The following is a 13923-nucleotide window of genomic DNA, read 5'->3' as shown; positions in this document are numbered from 1 at the left end:
AGATCGCAGATGGGTGCGGGACACGACGAACCCCCGCACGAGCCGTCAGCAGCTCGCGCGGGGGTTCGATTGGCGCGGGGTTCGAAAGGGCAGGATTCTATTGGCGCGAGCGAGGTTCGCGTGCAGGCACGCAAGCGCCCAGCACCTTTGGGGCACAGACGTCGGCCTGCCGGTCCTCGTCAGGCCTCACCGTCAGCCCTGGCCACCAGCCCTGGTCGTCAGTCCTGGTTCTGCGGGGGCAGGACGGCGATGATCGGGTGATCCTTCTTGATGACGCCCATCTTCGCGGCGCCACCGGGCGAGCCGAGGTCGTCGAAGAACTCGACGTTGGCCTTGTAGTAGTCGGCCCACTCCTCGGGCGTGTCGTCCTCGTAGTAGATGGCCTCGACGGGGCACACCGGCTCGCACGCGCCGCAGTCGACGCACTCGTCGGGGTGGATGTAGAGCGAACGCTCACCCTCGTAGATGCAGTCGACGGGGCACTCTTCGATGCAGGCCTTGTCCTTGACATCGACACAGGGCTGGGCGATGACGTACGTCACGGGTAGCTCCTCGGTGGTCGCGTTGCGCCCGCCGGCCGACCCGTGCAGAGGCGAGATGCGGACAGCGAACGTTCTTGGTATCCGAGCGTCACGGTGCGATGTTCGGATGGTTGCCTCCTAGTATGCCGATGTGCGCGACTCCGCCGAAAACAAGCCCACCCTTGCTTCCACCCTGCGAGAGGGCGCACGGGTCATGATTCGCCGGCGGCTGACAGCCGGCGAGATCGCCGCCGCCGCAGGCACGCTCGACGCGAACGCGACCCTGACGGACATCGTCGGCACCGTCCGCTCCGTCGACGTTGGCCATGTCGTCGTCGACACCCGGCGCGGCGAGGTGCGCGTCGCCATCACGCACATCGTGACGGCGAAGGCGCTCGGCCCACGCCCCGGCCGGCGTGGCGCGCCGCATCGCGCGGTCTCCGTCGAGGATCTCGAAGAGCTCATGACGGACGGCTGGCCGCCCCACGAACGTGAGTGGTTCGGACGCTGGATGCTGCGCGCTGCCGGCGGTTACACCGGGCGTGCCAACTCGGCTCTCGTCCTCGGCGAACCCGGCCCGTCGACGGCCGACTCGCTTGCCACCGTTCGACGCTGGTACGACGCTCGAGCGCTGCCGCCCCTGATCCAGGTGCCTCTCTCACCCGGCTTCTCGGCCGACGACGACCCCCTCGTCCAGGAGGCCACCACTCTCGGCTGGGAGGCGCTCCGCCCGGTACGTGTCATGACGGCCGCGAGCGCCGACGTCGCTGCGGCTGCGCGGCGCACGTCGACCAGCTCGATGCGCACGAACGTCTCCCCCGCCCTCGACGACGCGTGGTGGTCGCTCGCCGATGACCGGGCCCGCACGCACGAGAGCGACGCCCGGCGCGTCCTGGAGGGCTCCGAAAAGCAGGTCTTCCTCGCGCTCACGCCGCCCGTTGACACGGACGGCATCACCTCCGGTGCGGCGGGCGCGCCCTCGGGAGCCGTCGCCCACGCTCGCCTGGCGCTGTCGCCGGGATGGGCCGGAGTGTTCGCCCTCGCCACCCGCCCCGACGCCCGCCGTCAGGGCCTCGCACGACAACTACTGCGCGCCTGCGCCGACGAAGCGCTCCGCGCCGACGCCTCGTCGATGTACCTGCAGGTCGCCGCCGACAACGCACCGGCCATCGCTCTGTACGAATCGCTCGGCTTCACGACGCACCACAGGTACGTCTACCTCCAGCCGAACTGACCACCGAGGCACCGGCCTCCGCGATCATCGCCCGGAAACGCGTCGCGCACGACGCGAATCCGGTCAGAGATCCACGCGCGCAGGCAGGGCGATGCCTCGAGAGACGCCGTTGACCCCCTGCCTGCACTCAGGGCTCAGACGCCCTGACCACCTTGAGCGTCGTCGAGCAACTGCGCGAGGTGGATGCCGCGACGTTCGGTGAGGTCGGCGATCTGGGTGCGGCACGAGAACCCATCGGCGAGCAGCGCAGCGTCGGGCTTGGCGTCCATCGCCGGCAGCAGCTGTTGTTCGGCGACCTTGACGCTCACCTCGTAGTGCCCCTGCTCGACGCCGAAGTTGCCTGCAAGGCCGCAGCATCCGCCGAGTTGCTGCAAGTTGGCGCCGGCGTCGCGCAACAGCGCCGCATCGGGTGACCACCCCATGACGCCGTGGTGGTGACAGTGCGGCTGCGCGACCACGTCGACACCGGACAGGTCGGGCGCCGTCCACCGGTCGTCACCGGCGAGGAACTCCGCGAGCGTCGACGTCGAGCGCGCCACCAGCGCGGCGTCCTCGTCGCCGGGCAGTAGCTCGGCGGCGTCACCGCGCAGCACGGCCGTGCACGACGGTTCGAGCCCGATGACGGGCACGTGACGACGCGCGACGGGCGCGAGGTCGCCGATCAACCCGCGCAGTTGCTTCTTCGCCCCGTCGAGCTGGCCCGTGGAGATCCACGTCAGACCGCAGCAGCCGGCGCGTTCTACGACGAACGGTTCCCAGCCTGCGCGCCGCAGCACACGAACCGCGGCCTGACCGACCTCGGGCGAGAAATGGTCGGTGAACGTGTCGACCATGATGACGACGGCGTTCTCCGGCACCACGCCACGACGGTCGGCGTCCTCGAAGAACCCGACATCGTTCGTGCGGCACCAGTCACGGAACGACTCACGCGCCAACGACGGCACCGAGCGTCGCGGATCGACGCCGGCGAGCTTCTTGAGCACCGGCACCTTGCCCGTCACCGCGAGCGCCAGGTTGAACACGCCGGACGCCATGTGTCCCAGCCGAACCCAGCGCGGAAGCTGCCCCAACGCGTAGTGCGAGCGCGGACGCAGGCGCCCCTTGTACGTCTGATGCAACACCTCCGACTTGAACGCGGGCATGTCGATACCCGTCGGGCAGTCCGATGTGCAGCCCTTGCACGACAGGCACAGATCGAGCGCCTCGTGCACCTCCGGCGAGCGCCAACCGTCGTTGACGAAACCGCCGGAGAGCCCGCCCTGCACCATCTCCTGCAGCAGCCGCGCGCGTCCGCGCGTCGAGTCCTTCTCGTCACCGGTCGCCGCGTAGCTCGGGCACATGACGTTCGTCGTCCCGATCGTGCTCGCGCGGCACTTGCCGATGCCGGTGCAGCGGTGGACGGCGCGCGCGAAGTCGCCGCCGTCATGCGCGTACGCGAGTGCGAGGTCCTTCGTCAGTGGCGGTACGTGCGCCATGCGGACGTCGGCCGCCGCCGGCGCGGGATCGACGAGGACGCCCGGGTTGAGCAGGTTCGTCGGGTCGAAGATCTCCTTGACGCCGGCGAACAACGCGAGCGCCTGCGACGAGTACATCGAGCTGAGGTACTCGCTGCGGGCGCGCCCGTCGCCGTGCTCACCGGACATCGACCCGCCGTAGCGCGCCACGAGCTGCGCCGACTCGTCGAGGAATTCGTGCAGCACCTGCGTGCCGCCCGGCGCGCTGAGCGGAAAGTCGATGCGGATGTGCAGGCACCCGTCGCCGAAGTGTCCATACGGCAACCCGGAGAGGTCGTAGGTGTCGAGCAACGCGTCGAAGTCACGCAGGTACGCGCCAAGCTTTTCGGGCGGGACGGCGGCGTCCTCCCAGCCGGGCCACGCGGGCAGGTCCTTCGGCGAGCGCCCCGCAAGGCCGGCGCCGTCCTCACGCACCTTCCACAGCGCACTCGTCTCCGCGGCGTCGAGCACGACGCGCCCGTCGATCGCCCCGCAGCCGACGAGACACGCCTCGGCGCGCGCGAGCACCTCGTCGCGATCGTCGCCGGCGATCTCGACGAGCAGCCACCCCGACCCCTTCGGCAGCGCCGGGACGGCCTGCGCGCCGCGCCGCGCGATGAGGACGTCGACGAGCCGCCGGTCGATGCCCTCGCACGCCGTCGGCGTGAACTGACGCACGAGCGGCGCGGCGTCACCGGCGGCCGGCATGTCGTCGTAGCCGAGGACGACGAGGATGCGGAACGCCGGTTCCGTCACGAGCCCGACAGTGGCCTCCGTCAGCACCCCGAGCGTGCCCTCGGTGCCGGCCATGAAGCGTGTGACGTCGAACCCGCGTTCCGGCAGCAGCGTCTCCATCGCGTAGCCGGAGACCTGACGATCGAAGCGCCCGAACTCCTGCCGGATCGTCGCGAGGTTCGCGCCGGCGAGGTCGTCGAGGCGCCCGAGGTAGGGGTGCGCGGCGGTCAGCGCGTCGCGCGACGCCCCGTGATCGAGGCGCACGAGCTCGCCCCCGGCCGTCGCCATCTCGAGCGAGAGCAGGTTGTCGCTCGTCTTGCCATACGCGAACGCCCGCGACCCGCACGCGTTGTTGCCGATCATCCCGCCGATCGTGCATCGCGTGTGCGACGACGGGTCCGGCCCGAAGCGCACCCCGTGCGGCAGTACCGCGCGCTGCAGGCTCTGATGCACCGCGCCGGGTTCGACGACGGCGCGCCGGTTCGCGACATCGAGGTCGAGCACCTTGTTCATGTGCGTGCTGAAATCCATGACGATGCCGGGCCCGACGGCGTTGCCGGCGCATGACGTGCCCGCGCCGCGTGCGGTGATCGGCACGCCCAGACTGCGCGCGACGGCGAGGGTCTCGAGCACGTCATCGGTGTGGCGCGGACGCACGATCGCGCGCGGCAGCACGCGGTACAGGCTCGCGTCGCTCGAGTACGCGGCACGCTCGACACCGCTGACGAGGACGTCGGTGACCTCGTGATGACGCAGCTCGTGCGCGATGCGCCCGACGTCGATCGTGGCGGCATGCGTCGTGACGTCGGCGGCGGGCGTGAACGGGATGCTCGGCGTACTCACGCGTTCATTGTGCCGCGCCGCCCCTGGGCGCGTCGGGCAGCGTCGTAGATCAAGACAGGCCCCGGGTTCGTACGGCACAGTGGCGTCATGACGACCGCGACGCACGAAGCTACTGTCGAACAGACCTCCCTGACCACCGATGACGGCCTGACGCTCGCCGCGACGTGGCACCGACTCGCCGTCTCGTCGGCTGACGAATCGTCGGCTGGCGACTCGTCTGACGAAGGCATGCCGACCGGCCGCACGCCGAAGCGTCCCGTCGTCATCGCGGTGCACGGCTACCCTGACGACCAGCGGGTCTGGGACGCGATGATCCCCCACCTCATCCCGCGCGCCGACGTCCTCACCTACGACACCCGCGGGTCGGGCCGTTCCGACGCGCCGCCGTCACGCGACGGCTACGCCCTCGACAAGTTGCGCCGCGACGTCGATCGGGCCGTCACCGCAGCCGCCGAGAACGGGCATGAGGTCCATCTGCTCGCCCACGACTGGGGTTCGATCCAGGCCTGGCAGGCCGTGACGGACGACGGCGCGGCCTCCTGCGTCAGCAGCTTCACGACGATCTCGGGCCCATGTCTCGATCATGCGTCGCGCTGGATGCACGCGATGGCCCGTGGTTCGACCCACGATCGTCTGCTCCTCGCGCAGCAGGCCGCGTCGTCGACGTACATCGCGTTCTTCCAGACCCCGCTGCTTCCGGAACTCGCCATCCGCAGCGGCGCGTTCGGGCGGCTGTTGCAGCGCGGCGACGGCGCCGAGCGCGAGCGCCGCGACATGCTCGACGGCCTCGAGCTGTACCGCGCCAACATGGGGCTGCGTCGGCACGGCTCCAGCGCGGACGCGACCTCCGGGCCTCGTCGCACCGACGTGCCGACTCAGATCGTCGTGCCGACGAAGGACCGCTACGTCCGCGAACCCATCGCTACGTACGGCGCAGCCTACGCCGCGACGGCCCGCGTGCGGCCTCTCGACGCCGGGCACTGGGCCGTGCGCTCGCACGCCGGCGACGTCGCCGACCTCGTCATCGAGCACGCGGGCCTGTAAGACCGGCGCGCCGACATCACGAGCCGACGCAGGTGATGATGTCGTCGGGTTGGTACTTCGTGTGGATCTTGTCGGTGCGCACCACGTTCGAGCCCTTCTTGAGGGTGCGCGACACGTCGACCTGGAAGCCTGGCGTGCCGTTTCCGACGGAGTTCTCGCACCCCTTGACGTCCTTCACGGTGCGTTGCTTCGGCTGCACCACGTCGGTCTTCGGCCCCGTCTTCGTCGACACGTCGTACTGGCGTGTGCCGTAGAAGTCCATGACGACCTTGTTGCCGCTCGTGCCCGCCTTGATGAGGATGAGGCGGCCGGTGTCGTTCGTCCACGTGTTGTCGACGCCGGGGTTCCACAGGGTTGCCTCACGACCCATCGGGTAGCGATCGATGTAGACGTCGTGCGGGGTGTGCTCGTCGAGCTGCACGCCCGCGAAGAACGCCGTGTTGTAGAGCACAGTCGAGACCTGGGAGACGCCGCCGCCCATGCCGTCGACGTGAATGCCGCCCTGCAGCGTGCCCGCCTCGACGTAGCCCTTCTCCTTCGTCAACGAGTACCCCAGGGCACGCAACAGTGAGAACTGCTCACCGGGTCTGACCACCATCCCGTTGAGCGTCGCGAGCGCCGTCTCGATGTTGTGGGTGCGCGCGGCGTTCTCGGCGCCGCCGGGCAACTTGGACTCGAAGTGCGCCATCGACGTGGTGGGCAGCGACGAGACGTTGATGTCCTTCTCGGTCACCTGCGGCTGCATCGGCTTCATGGGCAGGTTCGCGACGTGGTTGCCCGTCAGTGCTGCCGCGACGACCGACTGCACCTTCGAGGCGTCGATCTGCTGGCCGGCCTTGCCCGGCTGCACGCTCGGCTTCCCGTCCTTCCACACGACCTTCGCGTCCGTCGCGATGTCGTTCTGCATGTCGGTGCTGCGCTCGAGGACGTGGGCGAGCAGTGCGTCCGCGTCGACCTTGATGGAGGGCTTTCCGTGCGCATCCGTGTCGGAGGAGATGACCTCGGAGACATCGGAGGGTTTCATCGTCACGGTCTCGCCATTGGCCTTGACCTGCAGCGGCTCGGACATCGCCTTCTTCGCATCCCCCGCCGCGAACGCGGTGACGGCGTCCTGCGTCGCGTCGGCCTGCTTGTCGACGAGCTTCGTGGTGTAGGCCGTGGTGCCCGGCCAGTGCTCGGCGACGTCCTTCGCGACCGCCTTCTCGTCGACGCTCTTGCCCGGCGCGCCCTTGACGACGACGACCTCACCGTTGATGAACTTCACCTTGCCCTGCGTGGGCGCGCCCTTGATCGAGGTGCCCGCCGAGCTTTTGACGAGACGCGCCAGCGCCGCTTCGTCGACCGTGTACCGCGGCGTGACGGCGCCGCCGTCACCGCTGATGTGATGGATGAGGCGGGTAGGCGACAGGCTGAACCCGGTGACGCCGTCGAGCGTGCGCGCCACGTCCGGCTTCCATGCGCTGGACGGCTCGAACGCGAACTTCTGCCCGTCGGCCGTGACGGTGGCCTGCTGCTGCGCCCCCGGGCCCGGCAGGCCGGAGACCTGACGCGAGGCCTGTTCCATCGTCATCCCGCCGATGCTGCGGCCCGCGACGGTGGTACCGCCCGCGATCGTGTCCTTGTAGTGGTAGCAGGCCCCGACGTAGCCGATCGCCGCCACGGCGAGCACACCGGCGCCCCCGAACCAGGCCAGATGCCTGCGCCGACGCGTGCCGTCCGGCTGCGTCGCCTGCACCTGCTCGTCGTCCGCCACGGTGACCTCCTGCATGTCTCGAACCCGCGAAAACCCCGCGCCACGGGTCGCACCATTGCACCACGAACGGCGGCGTCCGACGATCTGGGCACGAGCGACGCGTCAGCGCAACCGGCCGAATGCGCCCCGGTAATACGTGAGGGCGTCCTCGGGAGCGTCGCCGACGGCGAGCGTCAGCACCTCACCGACGACGATCGTGTGGTCGCCCGCGTCGAGGGTCGAGACCGTGCGGCACTCGAACTCCGCGAGGGCGTCGTCGACGAGGGCGAGGCCCGTCGCGTCACCGCGGTGGTGCGGCACGCGGTCGAGCTGGCCGTGCAGCGGACGCCCGCGCGTCGCGAGCCACGACGCGATCGGCTTCGCACTCGCACCGAGCAGGGAGACCGCCCATTCGCCGCGCTCCATGACCGCCTCGAAGAAGCGGGCCTCGCGTTCGACGCTGATGAGCATGAGAACAGGGTCGAGCGAGACACTCGTCAACGAGTTGATCGTCATGGCGTGGTCGATGTCGCCGACGCGCGTCGTCACGACGCTGACGCCCGTCGCGAGACGACCGATGGCCTTGCGGTAGTGGTCGGGGTCGACCGGTTCGTGGTGGGAGGTCATGCGATCAGCTCCGGGCGCGTCGCGCTCGGCGTGGCGTTCTCGGCGCCGACGATGCGGCGGCGAGCGCGGGCGTCGTACTCGGTGAACCCCTCACGTCCCGAAAGACGTGCGGCGACGTCGTTGGAGAGCGCGTAGACCTCGTCGGCGACGCTGACCTGCGTGCGGTGCTCGCGCAGCGCCTTGATCTGGAGGCTGACGGCGGCGTCATCGACGACCGCGTGCGTCACCTCGTCGTCGGGCACGACGGACGGCGGGTAGGCGTCGTCGCGCTCGGGGACGACGAAGCCCGTCTCGTGGAGGAACTCGGGCGAGCACATCGCGTGCAGCCAGGCGCGATCCTCCTGTGCCCACGACTGCGGCGTCAGGGTGATGAACAGCCTCGGGCGCGCGGTCGATGCGGCGAGCGCGGCGACCGTCACCTCGTGCGTGCGGATGTGGTCGGGATGGCCGTAGCCGCCCTGCTCGTCATAGGTGACGACGACGTCGGGCGCGAGCGCGTCGACGTACGCGGCGACGTCGGCAGCGACGGCCTCGATGTCGGCGCCCGTGAACGCCCGGGGGTGGGATGCCGACGGCGTGCCTGCCATGCCCGAATCGCGGTACGTGCGCGCCTCAGGGCGGTTCGCGAGGGCGCGGAAGGCGTCGTCACCGAGGACGACCGACGACGTCACCCCCATCGCCGTCATCGCGCGGCGCAGTTCCTCGCGACGCACCGGAGCGAGCTCGTCCGCGACGTCGTCGGGACGCGCTGAGCCGGCGGGCAGTTCGAGGTGTTTGAGGTCGTCAGGGATGACCTCGCCCTCCTCCCCCAGCGTGCAGGTGAGCACGTGCACCTCGTCACCCCGCGCGACGTGATGCGCCATCGTCACACCCGTCCACAGCGATTCGTCATCAGGATGCGCATGCGCGAAGAGAAGCCGAGCCATGAGGTCAACCTTCGTCCTCCACGCGCCGAAACGCAAAGAGCGCAGTGGCTGCATGCCTGGGGTCGAAGGCTCAGCGGCGGTAGCGCGCCGCCCCGTCCTCGAACCGGAACCCGATCGGAAACGCCATGGTGATGACGCCATCGGCGTAGTTCACATGCACCGTCGGCCTACTCTGCCGCCTCCTCGGCCGTCGCGAACACCCTGAGGACGGTGTTGTGGGGCGTCTCGTCGTGCTGAACGATCCAGACGCCCTCCCGGTTCTTGTTCATGGCCCCACTCTGCCGCACGCGAAACGGCCGGCCACCCTCGTTCGAGAGTGGCCGGCCGTTCGTCGATCGTCAGCTGATCAGGTCAGCTCTTGTTCGCGTTACGAACACGCGACGCGGTGCGCGCGCGCTCACCGGCGTTGAGCACGACCTTGCGGATGCGCACGGCGGTCGGGGTGACCTCGCAGCACTCGTCCTCACGGCAGAACTCGAGGCTCTGCTCGAGGGAGAGCTGACGCGGCGGGATGACCTTCTCGAAGTTGTCGGCGGACGACGCGCGAACGTTCGTCAGCTTCTTCTCCTTGGTGATGTTGACGTCCATGTCGTCGGCGCGGCTGTTCTCGCCGACGATCATGCCCTCGTACACCTCGGTGCCCGGCTCGACGAACAGCGTGCCGCGCTCCTGCAGGTTGACCATCGCGTACGACGTGACGGGGCCCGTGCGGTCGGCGACGAGCGACCCGGCGACGCGCGTCGTGATGGTGCCCGCCCACGGCTCGTAACCCTCGGATGTCGAGTGCGCGATACCCGTACCGCGCGTCTCGGTGAGGAACTCGGTGCGGAAGCCGATGAGGCCACGCGCGGGGACGACGAACTCCATGCGGATCCAACCGGTGCCGTGGTTCGTCATCTGCTCCATGCGGCCCTTGCGGGCAGCGAGCAGCTGCGTGATGGCGCCGAGGTACTCCTCGGGTGTGTCGACCGTCAGGCGCTCGAACGGCTCGTGCAGCTTGCCGTCGATCTCACGCGTGACGACCTGCGGCTTGCCGACGGTCAGCTCGAAGCCCTCGCGGCGCATCTGCTCGACGAGGATGGCGAGCGCCAGCTCACCGCGGCCCTGCACCTCCCAGGCGTCGGGACGCTCGGTCGGCAGGACGCGCAGCGACACGTTGCCGATGAGCTCCTTGTCGAGGCGGTCCTTGACGAGACGCGCGGTCACCTTCGTGCCGCGCTCCTTGCCGACGAGCGGCGAGGTGTTCGTTCCGATCGTCATCGAGATCGCGGGCTCGTCGACCGTGATGAGCGGCAGCGGCTCCGGGTTCTCGGCGTCGGCGAGGGTCTCGCCGATCGTGATGTCGGGGATGCCGGCGACGGCGATGATGTCGCCGGGGCCCGCGGCCTTCTCGGACGGCTTGCGCTCGAGGCCCTCCGTCATGAGCAGTTCGGTGATCTTCACCTTCTGCTGCGTGCCGTCGGCCTTGCACCACGTCACCTGCTGGCCCTTGGCGATCTCACCGTTGAACACGCGCAGCAGCGCGAGTCGGCCGAGGAAGTTGTCCGAGTCGAGGTTCGTCACGTGCGCCTGCAGCGGCGTGCCCTCCTCGTACGTCGGGGCGGGGATCGTCTCGAGAATCGTCTTGAACAGCGGCTCGACGGAGTCACCCTCGGGCAGGCCACCGTTGTCGGGACGCACGGTCGAGGCGATGCCGTTCTTCGCCGACGCGTAGACGATCGGGAACTCGATCTGGTCCTCGTCCGCGTCGAGATCCATGAACAGTTCGTAGACCTCGTCGATGACCTCGGCGATGCGGCTGTCGGGACGGTCGACCTTGTTGATGCACAGGATGACGGGCATCTTCGCGTCGAGGGCCTTGCGCAGCACGAAGCGCGTCTGCGGCAGCGGACCCTCGGAGGCGTCGACGAGCAGGACGACACCGTCGACCATCGACAGACCGCGCTCGACCTCACCACCGAAGTCCGCGTGACCGGGGGTGTCGATGATGTTGATCGTGACGAACTCACCGTCGTCGAGGCCCGCGACCTCCTTCGCGGCGGGGCCCGCGTAGTGGATCGCGGTGTTCTTCGCGAGGATCGTGATGCCCTTCTCACGCTCGAGGTCACCGGAGTCCATGACTCGCTCTCCGGTGGTCTCGACGGTGGCGCGCTCGGCGAACACGCCGGCCTGCCAGAGCATCTTGTCGACGAGGGTGGTCTTGCCGTGGTCGACGTGGGCGACAATGGCGACGTTGCGAACGTCGTTACGAGACTTCAAAGCCATGCTTGCCATTGTCGCAGGGTTTTCGACCTGCCGGGGACGCGGTCCATCCGAGGGTCCGCAAGGCCGCGCCCTCGGGGTGCGGATGATGGACGCACCTGATGGTTCGACCGGCCGCAAGGCCGCGCCCTCGGGGTACGGGCCGAGCCGAAGCCAACGTGACCGGACTCATCGAAGCCTCACCTACGTGGCGCTCGCATCGTCGATCGCGCACGATGCGCGTCATGACGACCACGACTCCCCACAGCGGCGAGGCCCACGATGCCGGGCATGCCGCGAAGCTCAACTGGCTGCGCGCCGGCGTTCTCGGAGCCAACGACGGCATCGTCTCCGTCGCCGGCCTCGTCATGGGTGTCGCCGGAGCGACGGCTGAGCGCACCCCCATCATCATCGCGGGTGTCGCGGGCATCGTCTCTGGTGCGCTGTCGATGGCCGTCGGCGAGTACGTCTCCGTCTCGACGCAGCTCGACAGCGAGAAGGCGCTCCTCGCCAAGGAGAAGCTCGAGCTCGCCACGATGCCCGACGAGGAACTCGCCGAACTCACGCAGATCTACGTCGACAAGGGTCTCGACGAGCCCCTCGCTCGCGAGGTCGCCGTCCAGCTCACCGAGAAGGACGCGCTGCGTGCGCACGCCGACGCCGAACTCAACCTCGACCCCGACGACCTCGCGAACCCGTGGACGGCCGCCGGTGCGTCGTTCGTGTCGTTCGCCCTCGGTGCTCTCATCCCGCTGCTCGCGATCCTGCTGCCGTCGCCGTCGCTCAGGGTGCCGGTGACGGTTGTCGCCGTCGTCATCGCGCTCGCGATCACCGGCTTCGTCAGCGCGCGCATCGGTGGCGCCCAGCGCGGACGCGCCGTCGCCCGCAACGTCGGTGGCGGCGTACTCGCCATGGCCATCACCTTCGGCGTCGGTTCGCTCGTCGGCACGGGCGTCGCCTGAGCTGTCTGACCTGAGCGGCTGTCTGACCTGTACGACCGGCGGGTCTGCCCGGGTGTCCGCATCTGCCCGGCTGACGCTGCAGCTGCTCGACTTTTGCGCATCTGCGCGAGGAATGTGACGCACATTCCTCGCGCAGATGCGTATTTCTCGCGCAGCTGGGTTTGGTTCAGTGAATGGCTGGCTCCCCGCGGGGAGTTCCATCAGGACACGAGGTGCTGCGCCGTCCGCGTCGATGTGACGAGTTGTCCACAGGGCCTCAGCGGCCGGGCCTCATTCTCGACCAGGCTGGGCTCATGACGACGATCCCCCGCGCGAGCGCCGGCGGCGCGGTCCGCTCCGACGCCGCCCCTCAGGGCGCTCGGGCCTTCACTCCGAACGACACCGCCGCGAGCGTCCACCACCCGGTCGACCCCGATACCGACCCCTCACCGAACGCCCGTGGTGCGGCCGCCTCCGACGCGAGCGCCCCCGGCGTGACGATTCCCGACGTGCTCCTCGCACTGTCACGGCTGGGGCATTTCACGCGGGCGCAGGCCCTGGGCGCGGGCGTCACCGATTCGCAGTTGCGACGCTGGGGGCAGGCGGGTGTGCTGACCCGCCTCGGTCAGGGTCTCTACGCCGTACAGCCCGCGCCCGGCATGGCCGGCGGCGTCACGCGCACAGATGGGCCAGACGACCCCTGGCAGGCAGCCCGTGAGGATCACCTGCGGCGGGCGGTCGCACTGCTCGAGGCCATTCCCGGCAGCTACCTCACCGGTGTGACGGCCGCGCTGGCCCACCAGCTGCCGGTGCTCACCATGCCGACCACGGTCGAGATGTCCCGTCGCCCGTACGGACCCAGCACCCGCCCCGGCCTGGCGATGCGTCGGCCGTGGGGCGCCGGGCCGGCCGACGTCCCCCTCGCCGGCATCGCGCGGCCCGTGCAGGGCCTGGCCCAAGTCGGCATCGACATCGCGGCCCACCACGGCATCCCCGACGGTCTCGTCGTCGCCGACGCAGCTCGCCGTCTGGGCCTCGACGCCGATGCCCTCGTCGCCGCGGCGGACGCCTTCGGAACTCGCGCGGGCGCTCATCAGGCACGAACGGTGGCACGGTTCGCGGATCCGCGAACCGAGTCGGCTGCGGAATCACGGGCCCGCTGGGTGCTGGCGACGTTGGGGTACACCGTCATCCCGCAGTTCGAGGTGTACGACGCGCACGGACGGTTCGTGGCGCGCGCCGACTTCCTCGTGGCGGGGACGAACGTCATCGTCGAGGTCGACGGGCTGCTCAAGTACACCGACCGCGAAGCGCTGCGCCGCGAGAAGCTCCGCGAGGTCGCCCTGCAGCGACTCGGCTACCACGTCGTCCGCGTGCTCTACCGCGACCTCGACCACCACGAGCGCGTGAGGTCACTCGTGCGCGAGGCCGTCGCGCTTGCGGCACGAGCCTCCTGAACGAGCGACCTCGGGCGGGCACCCGCCGCGCCGTTGAACGAGCGGGCCACCCGCCTCACCGCGCCACGAGAGCCCAGCTGCACGAGAAATGTGCATCTGCACGAGGAATGTGCGGCACATTCCTCGTGC

At 69.6% G+C, this 13923-nt stretch carries 10 protein-coding genes; 4 read left to right on the top strand and 6 right to left on the bottom strand.

All coding sequences use genetic code 11. The annotated features are described in order from the left end of the window. Positions 1 to 218: 218 nt before the first annotated feature. Complete coding sequence (fdxA, locus tag J4Z35_RS08950) at positions 219 to 542, bottom strand: ferredoxin (RefSeq protein ID WP_006947414.1); 324 nt, start codon at positions 540 to 542, stop codon at positions 219 to 221. A gap of 193 nt (positions 543 to 735) precedes the next feature. Between fdxA and J4Z35_RS08945 the strand changes: the two genes are divergently transcribed. Next, positions 736 to 1755: a GNAT family N-acetyltransferase gene (locus J4Z35_RS08945; protein ID WP_074040385.1), complete on the top strand. Its 1020-nt coding sequence runs from the start codon at positions 736 to 738 to the stop codon at positions 1753 to 1755. A gap of 134 nt (positions 1756 to 1889) precedes the next feature. Here J4Z35_RS08945 and J4Z35_RS08940 read toward each other — a convergent pair whose 3' ends face one another. Further along, the gene (locus tag J4Z35_RS08940) at positions 1890 to 4826 is read right to left on the bottom strand and encodes an FAD-binding and (Fe-S)-binding domain-containing protein (RefSeq protein ID WP_208065529.1); all 2937 of its coding nucleotides are present in this window, start codon (positions 4824 to 4826) and stop codon (positions 1890 to 1892) included. An 87-nt stretch (positions 4827 to 4913) separates the two neighbouring features. Here J4Z35_RS08940 and J4Z35_RS08935 point away from each other — a divergent pair, with 87 nt between their 5' ends. Continuing rightward, complete coding sequence (locus J4Z35_RS08935; protein ID WP_074040384.1) at positions 4914 to 5870, top strand: alpha/beta fold hydrolase; 957 nt, start codon at positions 4914 to 4916, stop codon at positions 5868 to 5870. A gap of 16 nt (positions 5871 to 5886) precedes the next feature. Here the strand turns inward: J4Z35_RS08935 and J4Z35_RS08930 are convergent, their stop codons facing one another. From J4Z35_RS08930 to typA, 4 genes are all read right to left on the bottom strand, one after another. After that, on the bottom strand, positions 5887 to 7638 hold the full coding sequence (locus J4Z35_RS08930) for a VanW family protein (RefSeq protein WP_074040383.1): 1752 nt from the start codon (positions 7636 to 7638) through the stop codon (positions 5887 to 5889). 87 nt (positions 7639 to 7725) lie between these two features. Beyond that, positions 7726 to 8229: a flavin reductase family protein gene (locus J4Z35_RS08925; protein ID WP_006947412.1), complete on the bottom strand. Its 504-nt coding sequence runs from the start codon at positions 8227 to 8229 to the stop codon at positions 7726 to 7728. Then, positions 8226 to 9155: a PIG-L family deacetylase gene (locus J4Z35_RS08920; protein ID WP_062255821.1), complete on the bottom strand. Its 930-nt coding sequence runs from the start codon at positions 9153 to 9155 to the stop codon at positions 8226 to 8228. Before J4Z35_RS08920 ends, J4Z35_RS08925 begins: the two co-directional genes overlap by 4 nt. Before the next feature lie 351 nt (positions 9156 to 9506). Beyond that, positions 9507 to 11420: a translational GTPase TypA gene (gene typA, locus J4Z35_RS08910; protein WP_208065528.1), complete on the bottom strand. Its 1914-nt coding sequence runs from the start codon at positions 11418 to 11420 to the stop codon at positions 9507 to 9509. Positions 11421 to 11641: 221 nt separating this feature from the next. Here typA and J4Z35_RS08905 point away from each other — a divergent pair, with 221 nt between their 5' ends. Both J4Z35_RS08905 and J4Z35_RS08900 read left to right on the top strand, forming a co-directional pair. After that, positions 11642 to 12358 carry a VIT family protein gene (locus J4Z35_RS08905; protein ID WP_143181547.1) on the top strand — a complete coding sequence of 239 codons (717 nt, stop codon included), beginning with the start codon at positions 11642 to 11644 and terminating at the stop codon, positions 12356 to 12358. Positions 12359 to 12651: 293 nt separating this feature from the next. Then, entirely contained in the window at positions 12652 to 13794 is a 1143-nt protein-coding gene (locus tag J4Z35_RS08900) for a type IV toxin-antitoxin system AbiEi family antitoxin domain-containing protein (RefSeq protein WP_208065527.1), read from the top strand. The last annotated feature ends 129 nt before the right edge of the window (positions 13795 to 13923 follow it).

This window comes from Dermacoccus sp. NHGro5 (assembly GCF_017565385.1).
Lineage (GTDB): Bacteria > Actinomycetota > Actinomycetes > Actinomycetales > Dermatophilaceae > Dermacoccus > Dermacoccus nishinomiyaensis.
Note: the sequence above shows the minus strand (reverse complement) of the source record. Positions and strands in the feature narration are given on the sequence as shown.

What these genes read in the sequence shown, in the direction of transcription:
- J4Z35_RS08930 (WP_074040383.1), bottom strand. Translation starts at nt 7,638, where the DNA reads ATGCAGGAGGTCACCGTGGCGGACGACGAGCAGGTGCAGGCGACGCAG.
- J4Z35_RS08945 (WP_074040385.1), top strand. Translation starts at nt 736, where the DNA reads ATGATTCGCCGGCGGCTGACAGCCGGCGAGATCGCCGCCGCCGCAGGC.
- J4Z35_RS08925 (WP_006947412.1), bottom strand. Translation starts at nt 8,229, where the DNA reads ATGACCTCCCACCACGAACCGGTCGACCCCGACCACTACCGCAAGGCC.
- J4Z35_RS08935 (WP_074040384.1), top strand. Translation starts at nt 4,914, where the DNA reads ATGACGACCGCGACGCACGAAGCTACTGTCGAACAGACCTCCCTGACC.
- J4Z35_RS08900 (WP_208065527.1), top strand. Translation starts at nt 12,652, where the DNA reads ATGACGACGATCCCCCGCGCGAGCGCCGGCGGCGCGGTCCGCTCCGAC.
- J4Z35_RS08920 (WP_062255821.1), bottom strand. Translation starts at nt 9,155, where the DNA reads ATGGCTCGGCTTCTCTTCGCGCATGCGCATCCTGATGACGAATCGCTG.
- J4Z35_RS08905 (WP_143181547.1), top strand. Translation starts at nt 11,642, where the DNA reads ATGACGACCACGACTCCCCACAGCGGCGAGGCCCACGATGCCGGGCAT.
- typA (WP_208065528.1), bottom strand. Translation starts at nt 11,420, where the DNA reads ATGGCTTTGAAGTCTCGTAACGACGTTCGCAACGTCGCCATTGTCGCC.